The organism is Enterovibrio makurazakiensis, from assembly GCF_050336585.1.
Taxonomy (GTDB): domain Bacteria; phylum Pseudomonadota; class Gammaproteobacteria; order Enterobacterales; family Vibrionaceae; genus Enterovibrio; species Enterovibrio gelatinilyticus.
Genome location: NZ_JAKJSE010000035.1, coordinates 1 through 21,141, shown reverse-complemented (window position 1 = coordinate 21,141; position 21,141 = coordinate 1). Strand labels below are relative to the sequence as shown.

The following is a 21,141-nucleotide window of genomic DNA, read 5'->3' as shown; positions in this document are numbered from 1 at the left end:
CCTAACGAACAAATAGCCGAAATTAATCCCCGCACAAAACGGAGATTCAAAAATTTATTGTTTTATTATTTAAACAGAGTGGACGCAGGAGCCGAATTGGACAATCCTCAAAATTAAGGAGAATTGCCCAAAGTTATACTTCGCTATATTTTAACCCCTGCTAATAAACCAGCCCCTTCAGTACAATTAATATACTCACCATACTGGTGACCAGCAGGTAATACCGACACTTCGTGCCAGAGTTGTAACTGAAGGTCAGGGCCATACTTAGGGGCAATTTCAAGGAAGGTATTGAAAATAGCCACATGGGTAGGGTGGCTTTCGGACCAAGCCTCCAAATCTGACATAGTGCGGAAGAATGCTAGGCCAAACGTGCACTCTTGTTTGCCTTTAAAGGGTGAAAATTGCGTCATGTAGCGACAGCTATAACAATTGACCTCGTCACCCTTATCCCGCAGAAAGTTCATCCCCGCTTTTAGAACAGGCTCGATCTGGGTCAGGTACTCTTCCCGTTGAGTCCCCGAGGTGTGACTCCAATCTTGACCAGAACGAATAATGCAAAGGTTCTCGTGTGCACGAACCACGACACGGTTTCCCTGCTGCTCAATCACTTCCAACGTCTGATCTGTTTCAAATGCATTCTCAGAGGAAAGGGGAATGCGGTCACGCATGCCTCCCCAGTAGCCATGGTGTTCAATGGGACCTTCGATATCTTTGCGAGTTTGACTCATACCATGGTCATGAACGGGGCCAGAGAACAAGGTCTCAAGCCGCTCAAAAGGCACATTGAACACTTCTCTGAAAATGCCGAACTCCCATTTCTCATCCGAATACAGTTCCCAGAACAAGGTAAAAGCATCACTTTGTAGCCAATTTGCACAGGCTTGCGGGTCCATCCAGTACACAATAGCAATAGTCTGGTCGTATCCGTCTTTGTCTTCGCAGGTAGCGAAATCACACACGTCAGCATTTTTCGCTAGACCATTCAACGCACCTACAAACTCATTGATGTAGGTATCCGAACTATGTTGGCACCCGATAATACACATACTTACCTGTTGATGGTTTTCGGCAAATACGGAGCTCCAAGCCGGCACTGGCGGCTCCCAACCCGGTGGCATCTTCAGTGGTCGCTTTCTATCCGTTGTATTAATAGCCATGATCACTACTCCCTCTATATGGTTATGACGTCACTCTTCATGGCGTCTAACCGCTTTGTCATATCACTTCAGTGTCACCAAATCTCTGTTTCACTAAGCCTCTGCATCACTAAGCCTCTGCGTCACTAAGCTTCGGTGTCGTAAACAACGTTGTCTGTCATTGCTTTACCAAGGTTTCAGCTTGGTCAGGAACGTCGAAGTCTCTTTTCGCGTTTCAACGAGGCCATCAACACCCGTATCTACTTGCTCTGATTGTGTTGTTTTTGAAGCCTTATAATCTTTTGCTTCCACAACAGCACTTCGTTTTTCACGGTCAATCAGCAACTGAGTGGCATCTTTCTTCGCATAGTGACCTGCAGGATCAGCGACGGCTTTGGCATAAGGGATCATGCTGAGGTCAATGTCTGCGAGCACCAAACCTTCTTCCGTTTCTCCAATCTCTGAACCAATCGACTGACCATCTGGAGCATAAATTTTGGTATGACCACCACCGACCTGACACATGGCTTCTTTCTCGGCATCCCCCTGACAAAGCATCTCCTGTTGCGCTCTACTCACGGTGGCGCAAGGCGCGATAACATAACAACCACCTTCAACGGCATACAACATACTGGCTGCATTGTTCACCACATCCCCAAGGGCATAGGCCATTCCGCGATAAAGGGAGAAATTTGGCCACGCCGCGCAATGAATCTGTTCGTTCTGTGCGTACATCGCATACTTAGAGAGAGGCTGAAGGTGCTCCCAACAGGAAAGTTGTCCAACTCGGCCAATCGAGGTTTCCTTTACCGATAGGTCACTGCCATCACCTTCGCCAAACACTGTGCGTTCAACATGGGTTGGCTTCAGCTTTCTTCTACGACTGATAATTTCGCCGTCTTCGCCATAGTGCCATTGCGAAATATAAAGGCTGCCACCGTCGCGCTCACTCACACCGATTGAAACCTGTATGTTGTTTTGGCGTGCAGCTTCAGCAATTGCCTTGTCTTCCTCACTGCCCTCCTCAATGCTGCTGTCAAAATAACGACCCACAAACTGCATCTGCCACGCCACTGGACCTAACCAGATATGATTGGGATATCCAGGAAGCCAAGTCTCAGGGAACACGACCAGTTTGCATCCTTTGGATGCAGCTGATGCGATATAAGCTTCAGCTCGCTGTATCCCCTCTGCAAGGTTCAAAAAAGACGGTGCTGCCTGCACTGCAGCAACTTTAAATACTTCCGACATCGCGCATTCTCCTTCTTCGCGTGTAGTGATGTTTTTTCGCCATCAAATCAATAAGGGGTATCTGGCGAGTGGTGAAAACCAGAGCCTTACGATGGGGCTTTTAAACACTAAACGGCGTACATAAGGATTGCTTGCTCAGGAAGGCGGCCTTATTTGTCGTAAAGGGCAGCGAGCAAATTGGCTCAAATTTGAGACAGTGTCAGTTTTGATTTTAGTGTTACAACGTAAAGGTAGGGATAGAAAGAGAGATGATGGATGAGTAGTATCGTCAAGAGGTTTACATATGACACAAACGCTTGTCACCAAAGTGAAAAATTCGCTTTTTGGCGAGAGTCAGTGTGTGATGCTTATGTCAATTTAGGCTGCGAAACCCTTTATCAAAAACACTTTAAAGGCCGAATTGAGCTCTCTCGCCATGATATTATTGACCTCTCTTTTGTGTCTGGGTCAAAGCACAAAGTTATCAGACGCACTGAAGATATTGGACGTGCGACGGACGCAGAGTTTCTATTAAGCATCCAACTTAACAACCGTTCTGTTATTGAACAATGTGGACGCACTGCCCCACTTTCCCGCTACGATTTCACCTTATATAGCAGTACAGAAATTTACTCGATTGATCTGGAAGAAGACTTCAAACAGCTGGTCATTAAGTTTCCCAAGAAGGCACTGTTAAGCCGATTGCCCGATGCCAACATGCTAACGGCAATCCCTGTTAATGGCACGTCTGAGTTAGGTCGTTTGGTCGCCAATACTGCATTGAATATATCATCCCTTATCGACAGCCAAACCACTGACTGTAAACGCTTGTTACAAGAGACATTGATAGACCTCGTTGCCACTTCATTGGCGCCTCTTCGAGGTTCGCGCGTTGAATTGTCCCACCCAGAGCAACAACTCCTTATTCGCGCCAAATCCTTTATTCTTGCAAACCTGCAAGATGCCAGCCTTAACCGCGAAGACATCGCGAAAAGCCTTGGGTTGTCAGTACGTCGCCTTAGTGAGGTATTTGCAAGAAATGAAGAAACCGTGTGTGGGTTTATCCGGGAGAGCCGAATGCAAAAAATCGCCAGCGATCTTTTGGATGAACGTTTCTCCAAAGTAGGAATCAGTGAAATTGCATTTAAGTGGGGTCAGAATAACCTCCAGCACTTCTCACGCACCTTTCGTGACCAGTTTGGTTGCTCACCCAGAGATTACAGGAAAGCAATGCTTGGCAGTCAATGATGGGCATTTTGAAACTTACAAAATCGCTTCGATAATAAAGCTCGGAAATCGACTGAGCAATACAGTGAACTAGCCCAAAGCTCCCGCAGGCCTGCTGACACTTTCAGTCTACTCATTCAAAATTCATAACCCCTTTATGGCTGAGGCTGTGCTAAAACAGTTTATAGATCATATTGTTTACATGCGCATTAAGGACGTCAAATGACACCTACTCCCCGTCTTTTTATTGTTGAAGATGATGATAAGCTTCGTCAGCTCCTGTCCTCTTATTTCAGGGAACAAGACTTCGAGGTTCAGGCATTTGATCAAGGAGAAACAGCAATTGCAGCTATTTTATCGGAGCAACCCGACATCGTGATGTTGGACCTCATGTTGCCTGATATCGATGGTCTGACAATCTGCCGACAGATCCGGCCGCACTTTTCTGGCAAAGTACTCATGTTAACAGCCAGTGATGATGATTTTGACCATGTGGCTGCACTCGAAATCGGCGCGGATGACTTTGTTACCAAGCCGATAAAGCCGAGAGTGTTACTGGCTCGGTTGCGCGCGTTGATACGTCGAACAGACACGCAAACCCAAACAGCAGAACACTCGCCATCAATCGCACTCAACACTTTGGTTTATGGCAGCTTAACACTGAATAAATCTCGTAAACGATGTGCCTTGGCAGAGAAGCATATCCCCTTATCAGACAGTGAGTTTGACCTTTTATGGTTGCTTGCTGAATCAGCGGATAAGGTGTTATCCAGAGACACTCTCACCCTTGCGGTGAGAGGCATTGAATACGATGGACTGGATCGCACCGTTGACAACAAAGTGGTCAGTTTGCGCAAAAAACTCGGAGACAACCCCTCCTCTCCGTGTCGCATCATTACCGTGAGGGGAAAAGGCTACCTTTTTGTGCCTGATGCTTGGCACGACTTTCAAGACAACGTTTAACTATGTGGCGAATTTATATTGAATCATTTATCGGACTGTTTTTTCTCTTTATTGTCAGTCTGTTTGCTTTTGACTACTTTGTATACCAGCTCAATCCGGATTATGACTATATATTGGAGGACATGCAGGCTGCAGCACTTCACCATGTCCTCAGTACCTTGTCTGAACCGCAGGGCAGCGAGTTTACTGCGCAACTGCTTGCCAACTATGCCGAATCCACCGCCAGTACTTTGAATATTGTGGCTACAGATGTTGCGCCTAAAGAGGTACAAAACTACTTCGCACAGGATCCACCGCCTCACCCTTATTCCTTTTATGACGACAATCGGGCACTTTGGCTCACCTTTGCTCACTCGGACACTTTCTTTCATATTGCCCCCGATGACACAAACCTAGTCAGACAAAAAATTGAATTTAGTGATTCACTGTTTTTTGTTTTCACTGCGTTCGGTTTCTTAATTTACTCAAGCTGGCTTATCTGGTTTATCGGTCGCAGAACACGCGCCCTGCAACACGTAACCGCAGAATTCGCCAAGGGTAACTTAAACGTTCGAGCACCCACCAACAGCGGTAGCAGAGTGGGAAAAATGAACGAAAGCTTTAATGAAATGGCGGAAAAAATATCCCAACTCATTACCAGCAATCGCTCTCTCACCCAGGCCGTCGCCCATGACCTTCGAACACCGATTTTTCGCATTCAGTGGCAAGCAGAAATTCTTCATGAAGAGGCCACGTCACCCGCGCTAAAACAAAAACTCGCGAGCATTATCGAAGACACAGAAGAGATGGAGCAGTTGGTCGACGCACTGCTATATTTCGCGAAAGTGGGTCGTCAGGACGTACCAATCAACAAAGAGGATATTCCGGCCCAGCCATTTATAGCGCATTTGGTTGAGCGCCTACCTAACCCTCAAAATCGCCAAATAGACGCAAAGATTGACCATGACATCTCGTTTTGGGCTGACAAAACCTTGCTAAAGCGAGCAATTGAAAACGTGCTAGTCAATGCCCTGCGCTACTCAGTATCAAGCGTGATAGTGCGTTGTTCTCAGCATGCCCAAATCATTAAGATCACCATCGAAGACGATGGCCCCGGTATTCCAGAACAATTTCGAGAACGCCTTTTTGAACCCTTTTTTAGCATTGACCCCTCAAGAAACAAATCAAACATGGGACACGGATTGGGGCTGGCAATCGTTAAACTGATCATTGAGAAACATGACGGTAAGGCGACCTTCGAAGAGGGTTCCACGGGCGGTGCCAAACTCGTTCTTACCATTCCAAACCATGACACTGACAATCAGTGACAAAGTAAGCACAAAGTAATCACCAACTGATGACACACTGATCCTTTTGTCAGTCTGATTGATTTTGTACGGTGTTCATTAGACGCACAAACAAGGACAGAATCATGAAAAACATTGCAGTTTTATTCTCAACGCTTGCCGCAGCCTCTGCTGTTCAGGCTGCGGGCGACACGTATATATTGAACGGCAATATATACACCAAACAAAACACATGGATAGCGGAGGCAGGCATTGGTGGCATCAGCGACCTCTACAAGGAACAGGATGATTCAGTTGTTCCTGTGTTGAATTTTGGCTACCACGGTGAAGACTTTAACGTCGACTTTAGTGGCGCGAACTATCGCGTATACGGTACAGACAGTGATCGGGTAAACGTTGGAGTCCTATTGACCAGCCCCGGGATAGCATATGACCATGACACCTCTGACTTTCTAAAAGGCATGGATGACCGAGACTTAAGTGTCGACCTCGGCTTAAACGTCGACTTTAGACTCGGGACAGGCGTGATTTCGACCTACTTCCAACACGATGTGTCGGGCGCCTATAAAGGATATATAGCCGGCGCAAGATACTTTGACATTGTCACCATCGGTAATGCTGATTTGGTCTCATTCGCCGGCGTGATGCTGCAAAGTAAAGATTTTGTCGACTACTACTTTGGTGTCAATCCAAACGAAGCACGAGCCAATCGCCCAGCCTACACAGGCGATAGCAGTGTGGCTTATGAGTTAGGGTACAAGCTCATTTACCCTCTCAGTGAAAACTGGAACCTAACACAGTCAACGCTATACACACGTTTAGGCAGCGACGTTGCTGACTCTCCTATTGTTGACAGCGCTAACCAGTGGCTGGTTGGAGCAACCATCGCCTATCACTTCTAAAATTTGGAAAAGCCTGACGGCAACATAGTTCCTGTTTCTGGTTGCAAAAATGCCGACCTCATTTAGGACGGGGCAACTTGCACAAAAAAGCCGCTGACTTCCATCGGCGGCTTTTTCTAGTTCAAATCGGTGTTCGCGTCTTACTTAGCAAACTCTCCTGCTGGCGAACCAATCACAAACTCTTCATTGGTTGGGCTTCTACTCGTATGGAACTCATTTAGAAGGCTCAGTATTGCCCATCAATCAAAGTCGAAATCGGACACGTACTTTTGCTCAAATTGCTGCAAATCCTCAGCTGCCTCGCCCTGCATCTCAGCGCCAGCAGAACGGTTATCCATCGGCATCCAACCGAATGGATTATTGTCGTACATTAAGTTCACATGGCGACAAAGCCCGAACAGGTTGTTGTATATCGAATGTTCATTGATACCGAACTCATTAAGCTCTTGAATAATCTTAACTTTGAGGTCTGGCATGATCGGGAGCTTAGTCAACGCGACAGCCATTCCTTCTTCCTCCTCCAATGCAGTGAATTGAGGGCGCCCCTGAACAAGCGTGGAGGCGTGCACAGTTAGCCTTTTGTTTTTGTCTGCTGCTTTCCCGTATACAGGCATGATGTGTGTTTGTGTAATCGCAAAGGGGTCATCGTCCATATCCAACTGGGGAATATCTTCTGTGTTCAACACATAGACAAGAGGCTGAGAGCCTGAGCTATGGCAGGCGTACCATAGCGCTTCATAAGGGTTAATCGTCCAGTCCAACAAACGGGTTTCCAAGCCCGCGTTATGCGCTTTCATAAGCAGGTGGCATGTAGAAGGGTTATCAACATCGATATAGTCGCAACCATACTTGGCGATATGTGCGAGCATCTTGGCCTCTGTTTCGGCGGTTTTAGTGTGACCGCGCGCCACTTGGGGGAGCAATTTGCAGCGGATATTTGGCTGCCCTCTGAATAGCGTTGTTTCGTTTGAGCCGGAAGTCTCTTCAATCGCTGCCGTAAAAGCAGATAGTGAGTCTATATAGTTAAACTGATTCATAATTCCCTCGCATTGGAGTAGCCAACTGAGTTGTTTAGCTCTTTTTGCACGACCGTCACCGCGATAACGTTAACAATGTCATCCACGCTGCAGCCCCTTGATAAGTCGTTCGCTGGTTTTGCCAAGCCTTGCAACAAAGGGCCGATTGCAACCGCTCCTCCGACACGCTCTGCCAGCTTGTAGCAAATATTGCCCGCCTCTAGATTTGGGAAAATGAGGACGTTAGATTTCCCTTTCACGTTGGAGTTAGGCAGTTTCTTCTTCGCGATATCCGCGACAATCGCCGCATCCAATTGGATATCCTCATCGATAGCAATGTCCGGCAACTGCTGCTTTACCCGTTGAGAAGCCCTGACGACCTTGCTGACCGATTCGTGCTGCGCACTGCCGCTGGTTGAAAAAGACARCATGGCGACTTTCGGTTTTTCCATAAGTAAGGTTTCTGCATTCTTCGCTGCTGCAATAGCAATGCTCGCCAGTTCTTCATCAGAGGGGTCAATCACCAGCCCACAGTCTGAAAAAATCAATCCTCCTTTCATGGTATGGAATGGTTGGCACAGCATCATGAGAAAGAAGCTCGACACAATCGTGCTGGTTCCATCCAATCCAATGATTTGTATTGCGCTGCGAACGACATCTTTCGTCGTGTGCACTGCCCCAGCGACTGAGCCGTCAGCGAGCCCTTTGGCTACCATGAGGTTGGCAAAATTGAGTGGCTTAAGCGTTTCCTGCAACGCTTGCTGTGGCGTCACACCTTTCTTTGCCCGAAGGGTAAGATACAGCTCAGACAACGAAGCGGTGAGTGGGCTAGAATGGGGGTCAATGACTTCAAAGTCGTCAAGTTGAACGTTAGCCTCGTCAGCGGCCAGTTGTAGTTTCTCTCTTTCACCGACCAGAACGACCTTTGCAATTCCACCTTGTTGAGCCTGAGCGGCGGCGATGAGAATCCGTTTATCATCGCCTTCACACAACACAATTTTTGAATCCAACGTCTTCGCTTTCTCAATAATATTGTTTAAAGCTTTCATCGCTTACAGCTCTCTTAACATCACTTTTCAAACCCCAATATCCATACGCCCAGACATCTCTATACAATGCTTATGTCAATGTGCCCCTTCTTTATGGCCCCACTAGCGAAGGAAGCCATAGGGTGAGTTGTGGGAAGAAGGCAATAACAAACACACCAAGCACCGAGGCAAGAACGAAGGGATGAATTTTTGAGGTAATTTGCTCGACACTCGCTCCCCCGATACCGGACGCAACAAAAATGTTCTCTCCCAGTGGCGGCGTCGCAAATCCTATCGACAAAGTACATATCACTACGATGCCAACGTGCGTGGGATCTGCACCCAGCATGTACATGATGGGCAGTAGAACGGGCACAATGATCATGATGGCCGCCAGGGTTTCCATAAACATGCCAATAAAAAGCAGTAGCATGATGGTCAAGGCCCAAACCAAGTACATGTTGTCAGTCACACTCAATAGCGAATCAGCCACATGAACCGGAATTCGCTGTTCGATAAGAAGACGCCCAAAAACCGTGGCGGCGAAGAGAATCAACAGAACACGGCCAGTTATCCATGTTGTGGTGGTCAAAGACTTAAGCACATTCTTAAATTCCAGTTCTTTATGTAAAAAGAACCCCACAAACAACGAGTAGAAAATCGCGACCACAGCCGACTCAGTTGGCGTAAAAATACCACTATAGATGCCACCCAATATCAGAAATGGCGCGAGGATGGACCATACACCTCGACGCAACGACTGGTTGATATCAGGAAGAGACCAGGATTCCATCAACCCTTTGTAGCCTCGACGTTTTGATATGTAGTAGTTAGTCAATATCAGGGTTGTTGCCATAATTAGTCCGGGAATAACACCTGCAATAAACAACTTAGGAATGGAGACAGTATCGAACTCGCCATGCAGGGATATCGCTTCTGGCGGTGCCATCAGCCCCATCGCGGAGATACCGAAAATGACAATAGGAATGGACGGAGGAATGATTATCCCCAAGCCGCCGCTTGCGGCTGTCACCGCTGACGCGTAGCTCGCTTCATATTCGCGTTTTACCATTGCAGGTATCATCAGCATCCCCACTGCTGCCGTGGTCGCTGGCCCTGAGCCGGAAATAGCGCCGAAGAAAAGACAGGCAAAAACCGTTGCTGCTCCCAGCCCGCCAGTCACTGGGCCTGCCATGTTTTCTGCAATATCGACCAATCGGCGTGATATACCGGACGCTTCCATCAAGGCTCCCGCCAAGACAAAAGATGGCAGAGCCATCAGTGGAAAGTTCCCTACAGACGTGAATGCGATTTGCACCAGTGCGATAGGGTTTTTGTCCAAAATCAGGTAGGCTGCCATCGACGCGCCGGCTAATGAAACGGTGATGGGTGCACCAAGCACCAGCAGAACTAAAAAACCACCAAATAAGATGAGTGTTAAATAAGCTTCCATAAGTTCAAATCCCTTATCACTATCTTGTTACTGCCGAGCCTATGGCTACTTGGGACTATCCATCTTTTCTTCGCTGAGCTTGCGGATCTCTTCTGCCTCTGGGTCATCATGTTCAATACCTTTCAAACGATCGATAACATTCCATAGAATCCGTATCGACATCAGTAAAAACGCGATGGGTAGAATCATGTAGATATACTTCATTGGGATACCGGTGGTTTGAGACTTCCAAAATAAGTTCATCTTGTTGAAAACAAAGTCATAACTCAGGTAAACAAAATACAGATTGAAGGCAATCCAGAGCAGATCGGCGATCGTCTCGCAGACGGTTTTCACAATGGGTGGAAAGTAGCTAAAGTGAAAAGAGACTCGGTTATGAGCAGACATTTTCGCTGCAACAACAGCACCTAAATAGGTAAACCAAACAAACAAATAGGTCGCGACTTCATCTCCCCAAGGGATGGAGTATTGAAAAAACTGTCGTACTAGAATCTGCGTAAACAACAGCGTGACAAACACCGCTAGAAACAAGCAGCAGATGTATTCTTCAATTCTGTTTAGGTGACGACGCACTGTTAACAATATCGACATGCTCTTATTCTCAACGTTCAGGCTTCAAAGGTGAGTTCAATCGTTAACCCATCGGACACATTCCGTGCCCGACGGATATTTCCATTATCGACCGAGCTGTTTCAGTGCGTTATCCAGTTTTTCTTTACCACCAATGCTGCTGTAGAACTTAGGCCAAACAACGGTTGTTACGCTCTCAATCCATTCCTTTTCGTTATTAGCCGGCTCGACGATTTCCATGCCTTTTGCTACCAACTCATTCTTGATACGATCTTCCGTATTTTGAAGAAACTCAAAGCTATGCACCGTGGATTCCTGACCAGCTTCCAAAATCGCCTTTTGCATTTCAGGTGATTGGTCCTGGAAGACCGACTCACTGATGATAAGAGGCTCCATCGAGAAGATATAACGGATATTGGTCACATACTTCTGTACTTCATTGAATTTCATAGCAGAAATAGTGATGTAAGGGTTATCCTGACCGTCGACCACACCTTGTTGAAGGCCGGTAAAGGTTTCTGACCACGCCATGGGTGTAGGGTTAATACCCAGCGCCTGATAGGAAGCAATCATGATTTCATTGCGGGGAACACGGATCACCAGACCTTTTAGATCTTCAGGCGTTTTGACAGGCCGTTTAGAGTTAGTGAGAACGCGGAAACCCGAATAAGCCCAACCAATAATTCTGACGCCTGCATCACGTATTGTGTTCTCCACAAGCTCTTTGCCGATATCGCCTTGTGTCAGCAGTCTCGCCTCTTCGGCTGACTGAATCACATAAGGCATCGTCAACAAGCCAACGGTTGGAGAAAAAGGCGTCACGTTGTTGATGGCTAATACAGAGAAATCAAGCAAGCCGATAGCTGCATTGTTAACTGTGTCTTGCTCGGTACCTAATTGGCCATTGGGAAAAAGATCAACCTTCGCTTTACCATTCGTTTTATCACTAAGTTTTTCAGCAAACGTTTTACCCAATTCCCACTGTGTACCACCAGCACCATCACCCAGCGCCATTTTAAATGTTTGAGCGTATAACTGCGGGGCTGTCAGCGCCAAGCTGAAAGCTGTGACAATAGCGAGGACGTTACTACGAATTAATTTCATGCTCTTAACCTCTTTAATTAATGTATTGGTTCTGACTTTCCTCGGGTGCCAGCCACCCAATGCAGGCGGCAAAACGTTGCGCTAGATTTCGGTGTTATTGTCCCAAACCAACTGAATTCTCCGTTTACAGCGGGTTTGGCTTCATGCTTGGCTCCATCAAGCAGGTGCGCTGCAGCGAGCGCTTATCAAGTTGCGATTCGAATGCATTTGCGTATGTCACTAAAGCACTTCGTCTTTTAAGTGATACCAACGGTATAAGAATCGCTGCCCAAGCCGTCGAAACGGCGCGAAGTGTTCTGATTCAACAAGCTCCCTCACATTTGGATAAGGTAACTTTGACTGGAAAATAGGAAGATTGAGATCTTTGGTATCACCCGCAATCCACTGCGCTAGCCGCTTGCCCGCCTGCGCGGAGTACATCACGCCATTGCCGCCATAACCCAATGCGTAATAGAGGGTCTCGGATTCGTTTGGCTGGAAGATTCTTGGCATCATGTCATGGCTCACATCAACCCAGCCCCACCATGAGTAGTCGATACTGATACCCTTCAAGGCGGGGAATTTTCGAACCATATCCGCGTACAACTTGTTCTCGTACTTCTGCTTGGGCGCTTCGAAACCGGTAATGGCGCTACGCGAGCCAATCTGTAGTCGGTTATCCGGAAGTAACCGGTAGTAATGCCGAAGGATACGAGTGTCTGTGATGATCTGCGTTGTTCTGAAATTGCACGCCTCTATTTCTGACGGTGTTAAAGGCCGGGTGACCATGGAATTCGACAGTATGGGCAACAGACGGTTTTTCAGCTGAGGGTGCAGGGATTGAGAGGTATAGCCCCCCGTTGCAATCCCTACGCTTTGCGCTTTTACCGTGCCATGCGGTGTTTGCAGGTAGTGGATGCCTTTTCGTGTCTCCCACCCGGTAACTGGACTGGCGGGGTGCACTTTCACGCCTAACGCACGTGCCTTTTTCAAATAACCAAAGGCCAGTTTTCCCGCATGTATGCCAATCCCCTCAGGTTCATGCAACGCCCCTGCAGCTTCCACATCGTTGACGTATTGCTCTTTGACCGTCTGGGCATCAAAGATTTGAGCATCATAATTAAACGTTTTTCGAAGCAGTTGAGCCTCTTTTACTAGCCTTGGCATCACCTTCGCACGGTGGGCAATATAGAGATGTCCGCCCGGCTGGGGATCACAATCGATGTCTTTGATCAGCGATTTGAACGTTTCCATGCCATCTACACACTCTTGATGCATGCGAAGCGCCGTATCTAACCCCCATCGCTCAATCCACTGTGAGCGCTTTAACCGGCCAGAAGCGCATTGAGCCTGTCCGCCATTTCTGGTGCTACATCCCCAACTGGTGCGGTTCGCCTCTAAAACAGTCGCTTTAATGCCATAGTTTTCTGCCAGAAAAATAGCTGCGGTCAGTCCGGTAAACCCCGAACCGACGATCACCACATCGGCATCAGTATCACCGGGGAGCGGGCCATCGTCTTCCGGCGGCGCACCGGCAGTACCAATCCAATATGAAGGAGAATAATCCCTACCCTTGCCCGGCGTCGTATCCACAAGGGGATCGTAGGCTGGGTCATAAGCATCAGTTGCTGGAGTCGGGGAACGGGAGAGCTCATTTTCGACACCAGATATCTCTTGAGTGGCTGATTCCATTGCTTGCTCCGATATCAATTGCTAAAGAATCCCAACAACAATCAAACCACTAAGGCAGGTCTGTCTTTGCGGAAGGCATTTTTTACTGCAATCTTGCCGCCATGGAGAGTAAACACATCCACCATACGCGCTTCTATCCGGCTGCCATCTGGTTTTGTCGCGCAAAAAGTAGACTCAGTGATGGCTTTGTCCCCGGATAAAATCGTGTGCTCTGCATCTTTCCAACACACATCAGGAAAGGTTTTCCACACTTGTTCGAATGCATCGCGGACGGCATCAAACCCCGAAATAGTGGTGCCTTGCAGTTCACTACCGGCGGCCGTAAGAAAAACACAGTCATCCGTCATAAATGTCATTAGTGCTTCAACATCATGGTCATTCCACGCTTTCGAAAATGCGTCCAAAAAGTCGGTGGTGATGGAATCAGGGTTTCCCTGAGTCATAGAATTGTTCACGTTAAAACTCCTTTTTCATCCGCGGTCAGCGCTTTAAGCTGAACCTTGTTATATTTGAAATCTGTCTCGGGTTAATTTTTAAGAGAGCTCTGGCCGAGCGCACTCGGCCAAACATTCACTCTCTATTTAATGAGTTTTCTCTCTCGGTGCTGTCGACTTCGCGACATCCGGTTAAACGTAATCCTGATACTTTTCGAGGAAGCGAACAGGGGTAGAGAGCGCATCGCGACGGAATGGGTCTCCCAACTCCTGTGTACACATGATCTCAATCACGGTGGTTTTCCCTTCGTTCATCTGTTTGTCGATCGCGGTTTTAAGTGCTGGGCCAACATCTTCCAAACGATCTACAGTGACACCTTCCGCCCCCATAGCGCGTGCAATTTCTGCGAAGCTTTCGTTATCCAACTCACCCGCAACAAAGCGACGGTTGTAGAAATCAACTTGGTTCTTTTTCTCTGCGCCCCACTGACGGTTATGGAAAACCACTGCCGTTACGGGAATGTGGTGTCGCACACAGGTCATGGTTTCAATCAGACTCATTCCCCAAGCGCCATCACCAGCGTAAGAAATAGCAGGTCTGTCTGGCGCCGCCATTTTGGCGCCAATGATGGTTGGGAACGCGTACCCACAATTACCGAAACTCATTGCCGCGAAGAAACTGCGGGGCTTCTCGAATCTTAAGTAGCTATTGGCAATGGAGTTAATGTTGCCAATATCTGTAGAAACCATGACATCTTCAGGCATGGCTTTTTCTAGCTCACGCAGAACTTGGCGGGGGTGGAGATATTCGCCACCGGAAAATGGCGTTTCATTTGCGTTATGCTCAATCATGTCGAGGCTGAAAGCGTCTTTTTCATGCGTCCACTCGTCCAGCTCTTTTTCCCAAGCATCTTTTTCCTGTTTCATGATGCCAAGTCGCTCTTCTTTATTGCTATCACATGCCAGATCTCGGCTACTTAAGCGCTCGGTCAGTGCCACCGCAGCCGCTTTCGCATCACCACAGATACCGACTGAAATTTTCTTCACCAATCCCAGCATTTTGTTGTCAGCATCAATCTGGATGATTTTGGCGTTCTGCGGCCAGTAATCAAGGCCGTGTTGTGGCAAGGTCCCAAATGGCCCAAGGCGTGAGCCCAGCGCAATCACAACATCCGCTTGAGCGATCAATTTCATTGCTGCTTTTGAACCTTGGTAACCCAACGGGCCACACCACTGCGGATGTGAAGCGGGGAATGAATCATTGTGCAGGTAGCTATTTACCACTGGTGCACCCAAACGCTCAGCCAGTGCTTTACATTCTTCAACAGCATCTGCCATCACGACGCCGCCACCAGAAATGATCAAAGGGAACTTGGCTTCAGCAAGGATATCTGCTGCTTCATTCAAACTACTCTCGCCACCAGCGCCCCGATCTAAGCGGGCTGGTTTCGGAATTTCACAGGTAATTTCGCCATAAAAGTAGTCGCGTGGAATATTCAACTGCGTAGGGCCCATTTCGCTCATGGCTCTATCAAAACAACGCCCTGTGTACTCCGCCATTCTTGCTGGGTGAGTGACATGTCCTTGGTATTTAGTGAATTCCTGAAACATCGGGAGTTGGTTACACTCTTGGAATCCTCCCAACCCCATGGTCGTGGTTCCTGTTTCTGGTGTGATCACCACCACAGGGCTGTGCGCCCAGTAAGCCGCCGCAATCGCGGTAACACAGTTACTGATCCCTGGGCCATTCTGACCAATCACCACCCCATGATTTCCAGACACACGTGAGTAGCCATCTGCCATATGTGCTGCACCTTGCTCATGCACCACTGGGATCATCTGAATCCCAGCAGGCGCAAAGATATCCATCGCATCCATGAACGCAGATCCCATGATGCCAAACATCGTTGTGACGTTGTTTGCGACCAGTGTTTCCACAAATGCTTCTGATGGCGTCATCTTAGTTGGACCTTCAACAACAGTACGCCCTGATGATTCACTCATTATGTTCTCCTTGCCAAATTTCATAAAATGGAATTAAATGTTTCGTTATACGGAATTTAACATCCAGTTAATGCCATGTTTTGGGATTGGTCAATAAATAAATTTAATAGCGGAATGTTTTATTTCGTAAGTCTCACCACCGAGAAATGGTGTCGTTGGTAAAGCAGGAGGCACAAACGCTTGCTGAAAGGATTATTGAAGGAGGAGCAATGGAGACCACAATGTTACAAGGGCCCGATATTCTGGTGTCTGCCAAAGAAGTATTCGGTATCGATACGCATTTACTTGTACCCGCGTTTTCTAATACCAGTGAATTGGTACCCAAAATTGACCCTGACTATGTGTTCAATCCAGAAGTGACCACGGCTATTCTCGCGGGCTTCGCTCACAACCGAAGAACACTGATTCAAGGGCTACATGGCACGGGTAAATCCACCCACATTGAGCAAATTGCAGCCCGGCTTAACTGGCCTTGCATGAGAATCAACCTTGACGGGCATATCAGCCGATTGGACTTGGTAGGAAAAGATACTTTGGTTATTCGAGATGAAAAGCAGGTCACTGAATTCCAAGATGGCATTCTACCTTGGTCAGCGAGCCGACCTATCGCGCTGATCCTCGACGAGTATGATGCCGGAAGGCCTGACGTGATGTTTGTCATTCAGCGCTTGCTTGAAAAAGATGGAAAGCTCGTCATGACAGATAAAAACAGAGTGATAGAGCCGCATCCTTCATTTCGTCTTTTTGCCACAGCCAACACTGTCGGTTTAGGTAATTTGCAGGGCCTTTATCATGGCACTCAGGTATTAAATCAAGCGCAAATCGACCGATGGAACCTCGTCGTGACACTCAATTACCTCAAACCGAAAGCAGAAGCCAAAATAGTTTTAGCTCGTGTTCCGTCCAACAATACTGAGCGCGGACGAAAGCTGGTGGCACAAATGGTTGAACTTGCGAACCTCACGCGCCAAGCGTTTTCAACCGGTGATACATCAACGTTAATGTCGCCACGAACAGTGATTACATGGGCGGAGAATTGCGAAATCTTCACAGACCCGAAAGTTGCCTTTCGTCTTACCTTCCTAAACAAATGTGATGAAGCCGAATGGCCAATCATCAACGAGCTTTATCAACGTTGTTTCAATGAGGAAATCTTAGAGGAAGACTCTGCTTTAACGGGCACTGAAAGATGAGTCGCGCTCACCACTCCGAACCCGCACCTTTTACCCGCGCCCAACAGCGTAGACGGGAGCTCACGCTAGCGACCATCCGCTCAGAAACGGGCAACTCGGAGCTCAAGCTTCGTGGTGAGCAGTTTTACAATGGTGCGGTGTATATGCCGATCTCAGCCGCTCACTTACAGGCTGATGATCTTTCCCATGATGCGCAAGCACAGCGCGGGCGGGCCGACGCTATTTCATCACGCCTTTTGTTCAGTGATGCAGATCTTTATCAATCAACAATGCCAGCCGAATCTTTGGCGCGAATGTTATTCGACCTACTGGAGCAATTTCGCACCGAGGCTTTGTTCAGCGACGGCAGCCAGTTGGGTACCCAACAAAATATTCGCCATCGTTTTGATACATGGAGCAGACTGGCATTGCATGCAAGCCTCATGGAGTCAAAGCTCGGTATCTTACTATTCACCGTGATTCAAATTGTTCGGTCACGCCTTTTTTCAATGCCTATCGACCCAGAGATTGAAGACTTAATTGAAGCGACCCGCGCCGGTATTGTGACCAGCCTAGGTACAGAATTATCCGGTCTTCGTCGCAACAAATACAACCAAAGAGACTTTGGGCGGCATGCATTATCACTGGCCGAAAAAGTGTCCGACATGGTGAACGAATGCCTGCGAGATGAGGACGACGAAAATAAAACACATCAAATACTCAGCGCATTTCCGCTATTACTCAACGCAGACATTGATACTGAAAACACCTGCTCTTCAGCCACAGGAGGAAACAGCAAGTCCTTTGTGGCACATCGTCATCAATATCAAATATTTAGCCGCGAGTTTGATTCCGAGGTTGAAGCATGCAGTTTGGTGAGAAAAGTACAGCTTGCAGAATTTCGATCACGCCTTGATAAACGTTTTGCTCATTTGGGACTTAACCTTCGGGAAATTGCTAGAAGACTGCTGCTTTGTTTAAACCAACAAACACGGGACGGTTGGCAATTCGAGGAAGAAGAAGGATACATCGATGGCAGTCGCCTTCCACAGGTTGTCTCATCCCCTATGGAAAAGCGCGTATTTATTAAAGAACACTTCGTTGAACGTCCTGATAGCGCTGTCACCATACTCATTGACTGCTCAGGCTCCATGAAACAGCACATGGAAAATATTATCCATCTCGTTGATGGGCTGGTCAGGGCGCTTGGCATTGCTGGCGTGGCTACTGAGGTTCTTGGATACACAACCCACGCATGGAATGGTGGGCGACCTTACAAACAATGGTTAATGACCAGCAGGCAGGCGATGCCAGGCAGAATGAACGAAGTTTGCCATTTGATCTTTAAAGATGCCAAAACACATTGGCGTCAGGGCTCTAAAAACCTTGCCGCACTGATGAAGAGAGACATTTTCCGTGAAGGAATTGATGGCGAAGCGATTGAATGGGCATCGGCAAGGTCGAATCAAATAGATGCCTCAAGACATGTATTGCTGGTGATATCTGATGGCAGCCCCATGGATACGGCGACTAACCTGACCAATGATGATTTCTATTTAGACAACCACCTCAGGCAGGTCATCGCACAAAGGGAAAAACAGGGTGACATCATTGCTGCAATCGGTGTTGGTACAGACCTTAGCCGCTTCTACTCTAAAAACTTAACCTTAAATGTTGATTTCGAGCCYGATAGTGCAACGTTTAACGACGTCATCACGCACATTACGGCGTCAGTTAGGGAGACACGAGTAAAACGGCGGAATTCGCAAAAGTAAGCTAACCAGCGAATATCTACGTGAATACATGGCAAAAATGGCAACAGATTTCATTTTCCAAGATGATTTATTGTCATTTTCCGAAACTCTGATATACATGGCGGGTATGGAGGAAGGGATAACCATGACAAACAGTAAAAAATCCGATTTGGCCGTTTTAGACGGTGATACACCAACATTACGATTATTCTCTTTGCTGGAAATTATTGCAAAAAAAGACGAATTCTTCTCATTGCAAGATCTCACCGAAGAAACCAATATTCCCAAACCTTCACTGCATAGAATGCTTCAGCAGCTTGAAAGCGCAGGTATCATTCAACGTGACGGCGACGAGCGCCACTATGGAAGCGGCGCGAGATTACGTCATCTGGCTGAAGATGTGTTGTTAAATTCAACAACTCACAGCGCCAGACACCAAGTGTTAAGCCAATTGCGGGATGAGGTTGGCGAAAGCTGCAACCTCACCTCTTTGTCTGGTGGTGAAGTCATTTACGTCGACCGTGTAGAAACAGAAGCACCTTTGCGTTTCCATTTGCATCCAGGCTCTAAGGTACCAGTTCACTGTTCGGCAACAGGTAAATTGTTTCTAGCAAATATGGCCCCTTCCCAGCGCCGTAGACTGCTTAGTAACGCAGAACTGACAGCTTTCACCGAGAAAACAATCATTGATATGTCATCTCTGGAGAAAGAATTAGAAAACGTCAAAGCGTGCGGCTATGGAATCGACAATGAAGAATTCTTGCCTGGATTATTGTGTGTAGCCGTTCTGGTGCCGTCTAAACGCGGAAGGTCAAACCTCGCTGTTGCTATTCAGGCCCCTATCATGCGCCTCAAGGCCGATCAGGCATTACATTTCTTGCCAGCACTGCAAAGGGCTTCTCTCGCATTTGCAAAGATTGAAGACGAAAGCTGGGGCGATGACAGGTAACACTCATGGGACAGAAGAAAGAAGAAGAAAGAAGAAAAAGCAAAATGCAGAAATCGCTTCGAACAAGGGTTCCAGCAACGCTTTGAGAAACACTTCGAAGCTAAACCTCAAAGCTAAGCCTCAAAGCTAAAACGGCGCTGTCATACAGCGCCGTTTTTCATTGTGGTGATACTCAATGATGCAGGAAGCCAAATCACCTATCGAAGTTACCTAACCTACCGCCGAAAACTGCACCAAGTAGGTAGAAAGTGGCGGCCAGAAGGCAATGATCATCCACGCGACCATGAGTGCAAACAGATACGGCAGTACATATTTCACAATGGTGAAATAGGGTATTCCTGTTATTCCGCTGGCAACGTACAGGTTCAACCCATAAGGCGGCGTGATAAAGCCAATGGCATCACCGACCAAGAAGATCACCGCAAAGTGAATAGGATCGACACCCACGCTGTAAGCAATTGGCGCAAGGATGGGCGCAAGAATGATGGTATTTGGCAGGCTTTCTAACACGGTTCCCGCCAACAGCACCAACATCATGCAGGCAATCAACACAAAAGTGGGATCGCCAATCGCTGACATCCACCCTCGCACCACTTCGCCCGCCCCCAGCAATGACAGCAACTGCTGCATCACCACCGACACCGCAATCAAAGGCGCTAGCATGCCTGTGATTTGCCCGGAGCGAAGTAAGATGTTCGGCAGTTCACGCAGCTTAATTTGGCGCGTGATAAGCACACCGGCTATCAAACAAAACCCGACAGTTACACCTGCGGCTTCTGTAGGAGAAAACGCACCCGAATAAATGCCGTATATCACGATACCGATAGCAATGATGCCAAGGTAGGCTTTCAAGCCAGTTTTCAGAATACGCTTGGGTTCAAATTTGATTAAATTCCCCCAACCGTTTTTCTTACAGACCACGTAACACGCTAACTGCATGGCGATCACCATGAGTAATCCCGGCAGCATGCCACCGACGAACAAGTCACTGATGGAGAGATCCAATAAGAAGCCATAAACGATAAAGATGATACTCGGCGGGATAATGATCCCCACCGTTCCCCCTGCCGCTGCAGTAGCAGCTGCGAAGCGTTCATCGTAATTGTTCTTTGCCATTTCGGGTTGCATGATGGAGCCGATCGTTGCCGTTGTACCCGCGTTGGAGCCTGAAATGGCCGCGAACATGCCACACGCACCAATGGTTGCCATGCCCAAGCCCCCTCTCACCCACCCTAATAT

At 47.7% G+C, this 21,141-nt stretch carries 18 protein-coding genes; 7 read left to right on the top strand and 11 right to left on the bottom strand.

Annotated features, from left to right (window positions below):
• Positions 1–143: 143 nt before the first annotated feature.
• Positions 144–1,160 (bottom strand): phenylacetaldoxime dehydratase family protein, encoded by a 1,017-nt coding sequence (locus L4D06_RS22630; RefSeq protein WP_429741509.1) that lies wholly within the window; start codon positions 1,158–1,160, stop codon positions 144–146.
• Between the two features lie 165 nt (positions 1,161–1,325).
• Positions 1,326–2,390 carry a carbon-nitrogen hydrolase family protein gene (locus tag L4D06_RS22625; protein WP_429741507.1) on the bottom strand — a complete coding sequence of 355 codons (1,065 nt, stop codon included), beginning with the start codon at positions 2,388–2,390 and terminating at the stop codon, positions 1,326–1,328.
• A gap of 255 nt (positions 2,391–2,645) precedes the next feature.
• On the opposite strand from L4D06_RS22625, the gene L4D06_RS22620 reads away from it, so the two are divergent.
• The 4 genes from L4D06_RS22620 to ompV all read left to right on the top strand — a co-directional run bounded on the left by L4D06_RS22620 (position 2,646) and on the right by ompV (position 6,747).
• Complete coding sequence (locus tag L4D06_RS22620) at positions 2,646–3,617, top strand: AraC-like ligand-binding domain-containing protein (protein ID WP_429741505.1); 972 nt, start codon at positions 2,646–2,648, stop codon at positions 3,615–3,617.
• A gap of 201 nt (positions 3,618–3,818) precedes the next feature.
• The gene (locus L4D06_RS22615) at positions 3,819–4,559 is read left to right on the top strand and encodes a response regulator (RefSeq protein WP_429741503.1); all 741 of its coding nucleotides are present in this window, start codon (positions 3,819–3,821) and stop codon (positions 4,557–4,559) included.
• A 2-nt stretch (positions 4,560–4,561) separates the two neighbouring features.
• The gene (locus L4D06_RS22610; protein ID WP_274164284.1) at positions 4,562–5,866 is read left to right on the top strand and encodes an ATP-binding protein; all 1,305 of its coding nucleotides are present in this window, start codon (positions 4,562–4,564) and stop codon (positions 5,864–5,866) included.
• A 104-nt stretch (positions 5,867–5,970) separates the two neighbouring features.
• The gene (gene ompV, locus L4D06_RS22605) at positions 5,971–6,747 is read left to right on the top strand and encodes an outer membrane protein OmpV (protein ID WP_274164285.1); all 777 of its coding nucleotides are present in this window, start codon (positions 5,971–5,973) and stop codon (positions 6,745–6,747) included.
• Positions 6,748–6,986: 239 nt separating this feature from the next.
• On the opposite strand, the gene L4D06_RS22600 is transcribed toward ompV, so the two are convergent.
• From L4D06_RS22600 to xsc, 8 genes are all read right to left on the bottom strand, one after another.
• Positions 6,987–7,784, bottom strand: coding sequence for an FRG domain-containing protein (locus tag L4D06_RS22600; protein WP_429741500.1), 798 nt, complete (start codon positions 7,782–7,784; stop codon positions 6,987–6,989).
• Positions 7,781–8,812 (bottom strand): phosphate acetyltransferase, encoded by a 1,032-nt coding sequence (pta, locus tag L4D06_RS22595; protein WP_429741499.1) that lies wholly within the window; start codon positions 8,810–8,812, stop codon positions 7,781–7,783. The genes L4D06_RS22600 and pta overlap by 4 nt, the downstream gene beginning before the upstream one ends.
• A gap of 91 nt (positions 8,813–8,903) precedes the next feature.
• Complete coding sequence (locus L4D06_RS22590; protein WP_429741497.1) at positions 8,904–10,244, bottom strand: TRAP transporter large permease; 1,341 nt, start codon at positions 10,242–10,244, stop codon at positions 8,904–8,906.
• 45 nt (positions 10,245–10,289) lie between these two features.
• Positions 10,290–10,835 carry a TRAP transporter small permease gene (locus tag L4D06_RS22585; RefSeq protein WP_429741495.1) on the bottom strand — a complete coding sequence of 182 codons (546 nt, stop codon included), beginning with the start codon at positions 10,833–10,835 and terminating at the stop codon, positions 10,290–10,292.
• Between the two features lie 84 nt (positions 10,836–10,919).
• Positions 10,920–11,918 carry a TRAP transporter substrate-binding protein gene (locus tag L4D06_RS22580; RefSeq protein WP_274164290.1) on the bottom strand — a complete coding sequence of 333 codons (999 nt, stop codon included), beginning with the start codon at positions 11,916–11,918 and terminating at the stop codon, positions 10,920–10,922.
• Between the two features lie 219 nt (positions 11,919–12,137).
• On the bottom strand, positions 12,138–13,589 hold the full coding sequence (locus L4D06_RS22575; protein WP_429741493.1) for an NAD(P)/FAD-dependent oxidoreductase: 1,452 nt from the start codon (positions 13,587–13,589) through the stop codon (positions 12,138–12,140).
• Between the two features lie 41 nt (positions 13,590–13,630).
• On the bottom strand, positions 13,631–14,032 hold the full coding sequence (locus L4D06_RS22570; protein ID WP_429741585.1) for a nuclear transport factor 2 family protein: 402 nt from the start codon (positions 14,030–14,032) through the stop codon (positions 13,631–13,633).
• A gap of 183 nt (positions 14,033–14,215) precedes the next feature.
• Positions 14,216–16,027 carry a sulfoacetaldehyde acetyltransferase gene (gene xsc, locus L4D06_RS22565; protein ID WP_429741491.1) on the bottom strand — a complete coding sequence of 604 codons (1,812 nt, stop codon included), beginning with the start codon at positions 16,025–16,027 and terminating at the stop codon, positions 14,216–14,218.
• Between the two features lie 209 nt (positions 16,028–16,236).
• Between xsc and L4D06_RS22560 the strand changes: the two genes are divergently transcribed.
• The 3 genes from L4D06_RS22560 to L4D06_RS22550 all read left to right on the top strand — a co-directional run bounded on the left by L4D06_RS22560 (position 16,237) and on the right by L4D06_RS22550 (position 19,902).
• On the top strand, positions 16,237–17,220 hold the full coding sequence (locus L4D06_RS22560; RefSeq protein WP_429741489.1) for an AAA family ATPase: 984 nt from the start codon (positions 16,237–16,239) through the stop codon (positions 17,218–17,220).
• Positions 17,217–18,974, top strand: coding sequence for a cobaltochelatase CobT-related protein (locus L4D06_RS22555; RefSeq protein ID WP_429741487.1), 1,758 nt, complete (start codon positions 17,217–17,219; stop codon positions 18,972–18,974). Before L4D06_RS22560 ends, L4D06_RS22555 begins: the two co-directional genes overlap by 4 nt.
• A gap of 124 nt (positions 18,975–19,098) precedes the next feature.
• Positions 19,099–19,902 carry an IclR family transcriptional regulator gene (locus L4D06_RS22550; protein WP_429741583.1) on the top strand — a complete coding sequence of 268 codons (804 nt, stop codon included), beginning with the start codon at positions 19,099–19,101 and terminating at the stop codon, positions 19,900–19,902.
• Between the two features lie 210 nt (positions 19,903–20,112).
• Here the strand turns inward: L4D06_RS22550 and L4D06_RS22545 are convergent.
• Positions 20,113–21,141: TRAP transporter large permease (locus L4D06_RS22545; protein WP_429741485.1), on the bottom strand; the 1,029-nt coding region annotated here is incomplete at its 5' end.

Excerpts from the sequence above, each read along its gene's own strand:
- L4D06_RS22630 (WP_429741509.1), bottom strand. The coding sequence starts at position 1,160 with ATGGCTATTAATACAACGGATAGAAAGCGACCACTGAAGATGCCACCG.
- L4D06_RS22625 (WP_429741507.1), bottom strand. The coding sequence starts at position 2,390 with ATGTCGGAAGTATTTAAAGTTGCTGCAGTGCAGGCAGCACCGTCTTTT.
- L4D06_RS22620 (WP_429741505.1), top strand. The coding sequence starts at position 2,646 with ATGAGTAGTATCGTCAAGAGGTTTACATATGACACAAACGCTTGTCAC.
- L4D06_RS22615 (WP_429741503.1), top strand. The coding sequence starts at position 3,819 with ATGACACCTACTCCCCGTCTTTTTATTGTTGAAGATGATGATAAGCTT.
- L4D06_RS22610 (WP_274164284.1), top strand. The coding sequence starts at position 4,562 with ATGTGGCGAATTTATATTGAATCATTTATCGGACTGTTTTTTCTCTTT.
- ompV (WP_274164285.1), top strand. The coding sequence starts at position 5,971 with ATGAAAAACATTGCAGTTTTATTCTCAACGCTTGCCGCAGCCTCTGCT.
- L4D06_RS22600 (WP_429741500.1), bottom strand. The coding sequence starts at position 7,784 with ATGAATCAGTTTAACTATATAGACTCACTATCTGCTTTTACGGCAGCG.
- L4D06_RS22590 (WP_429741497.1), bottom strand. The coding sequence starts at position 10,244 with ATGGAAGCTTATTTAACACTCATCTTATTTGGTGGTTTTTTAGTTCTG.
- L4D06_RS22585 (WP_429741495.1), bottom strand. The coding sequence starts at position 10,835 with ATGTCGATATTGTTAACAGTGCGTCGTCACCTAAACAGAATTGAAGAA.
- L4D06_RS22580 (WP_274164290.1), bottom strand. The coding sequence starts at position 11,918 with ATGAAATTAATTCGTAGTAACGTCCTCGCTATTGTCACAGCTTTCAGC.
- L4D06_RS22575 (WP_429741493.1), bottom strand. The coding sequence starts at position 13,589 with ATGGAATCAGCCACTCAAGAGATATCTGGTGTCGAAAATGAGCTCTCC.
- L4D06_RS22570 (WP_429741585.1), bottom strand. The coding sequence starts at position 14,032 with ATGACTCAGGGAAACCCTGATTCCATCACCACCGACTTTTTGGACGCA.
- xsc (WP_429741491.1), bottom strand. The coding sequence starts at position 16,027 with ATGAGTGAATCATCAGGGCGTACTGTTGTTGAAGGTCCAACTAAGATG.
- L4D06_RS22560 (WP_429741489.1), top strand. The coding sequence starts at position 16,237 with ATGGAGACCACAATGTTACAAGGGCCCGATATTCTGGTGTCTGCCAAA.
- L4D06_RS22550 (WP_429741583.1), top strand. The coding sequence starts at position 19,099 with ATGACAAACAGTAAAAAATCCGATTTGGCCGTTTTAGACGGTGATACA.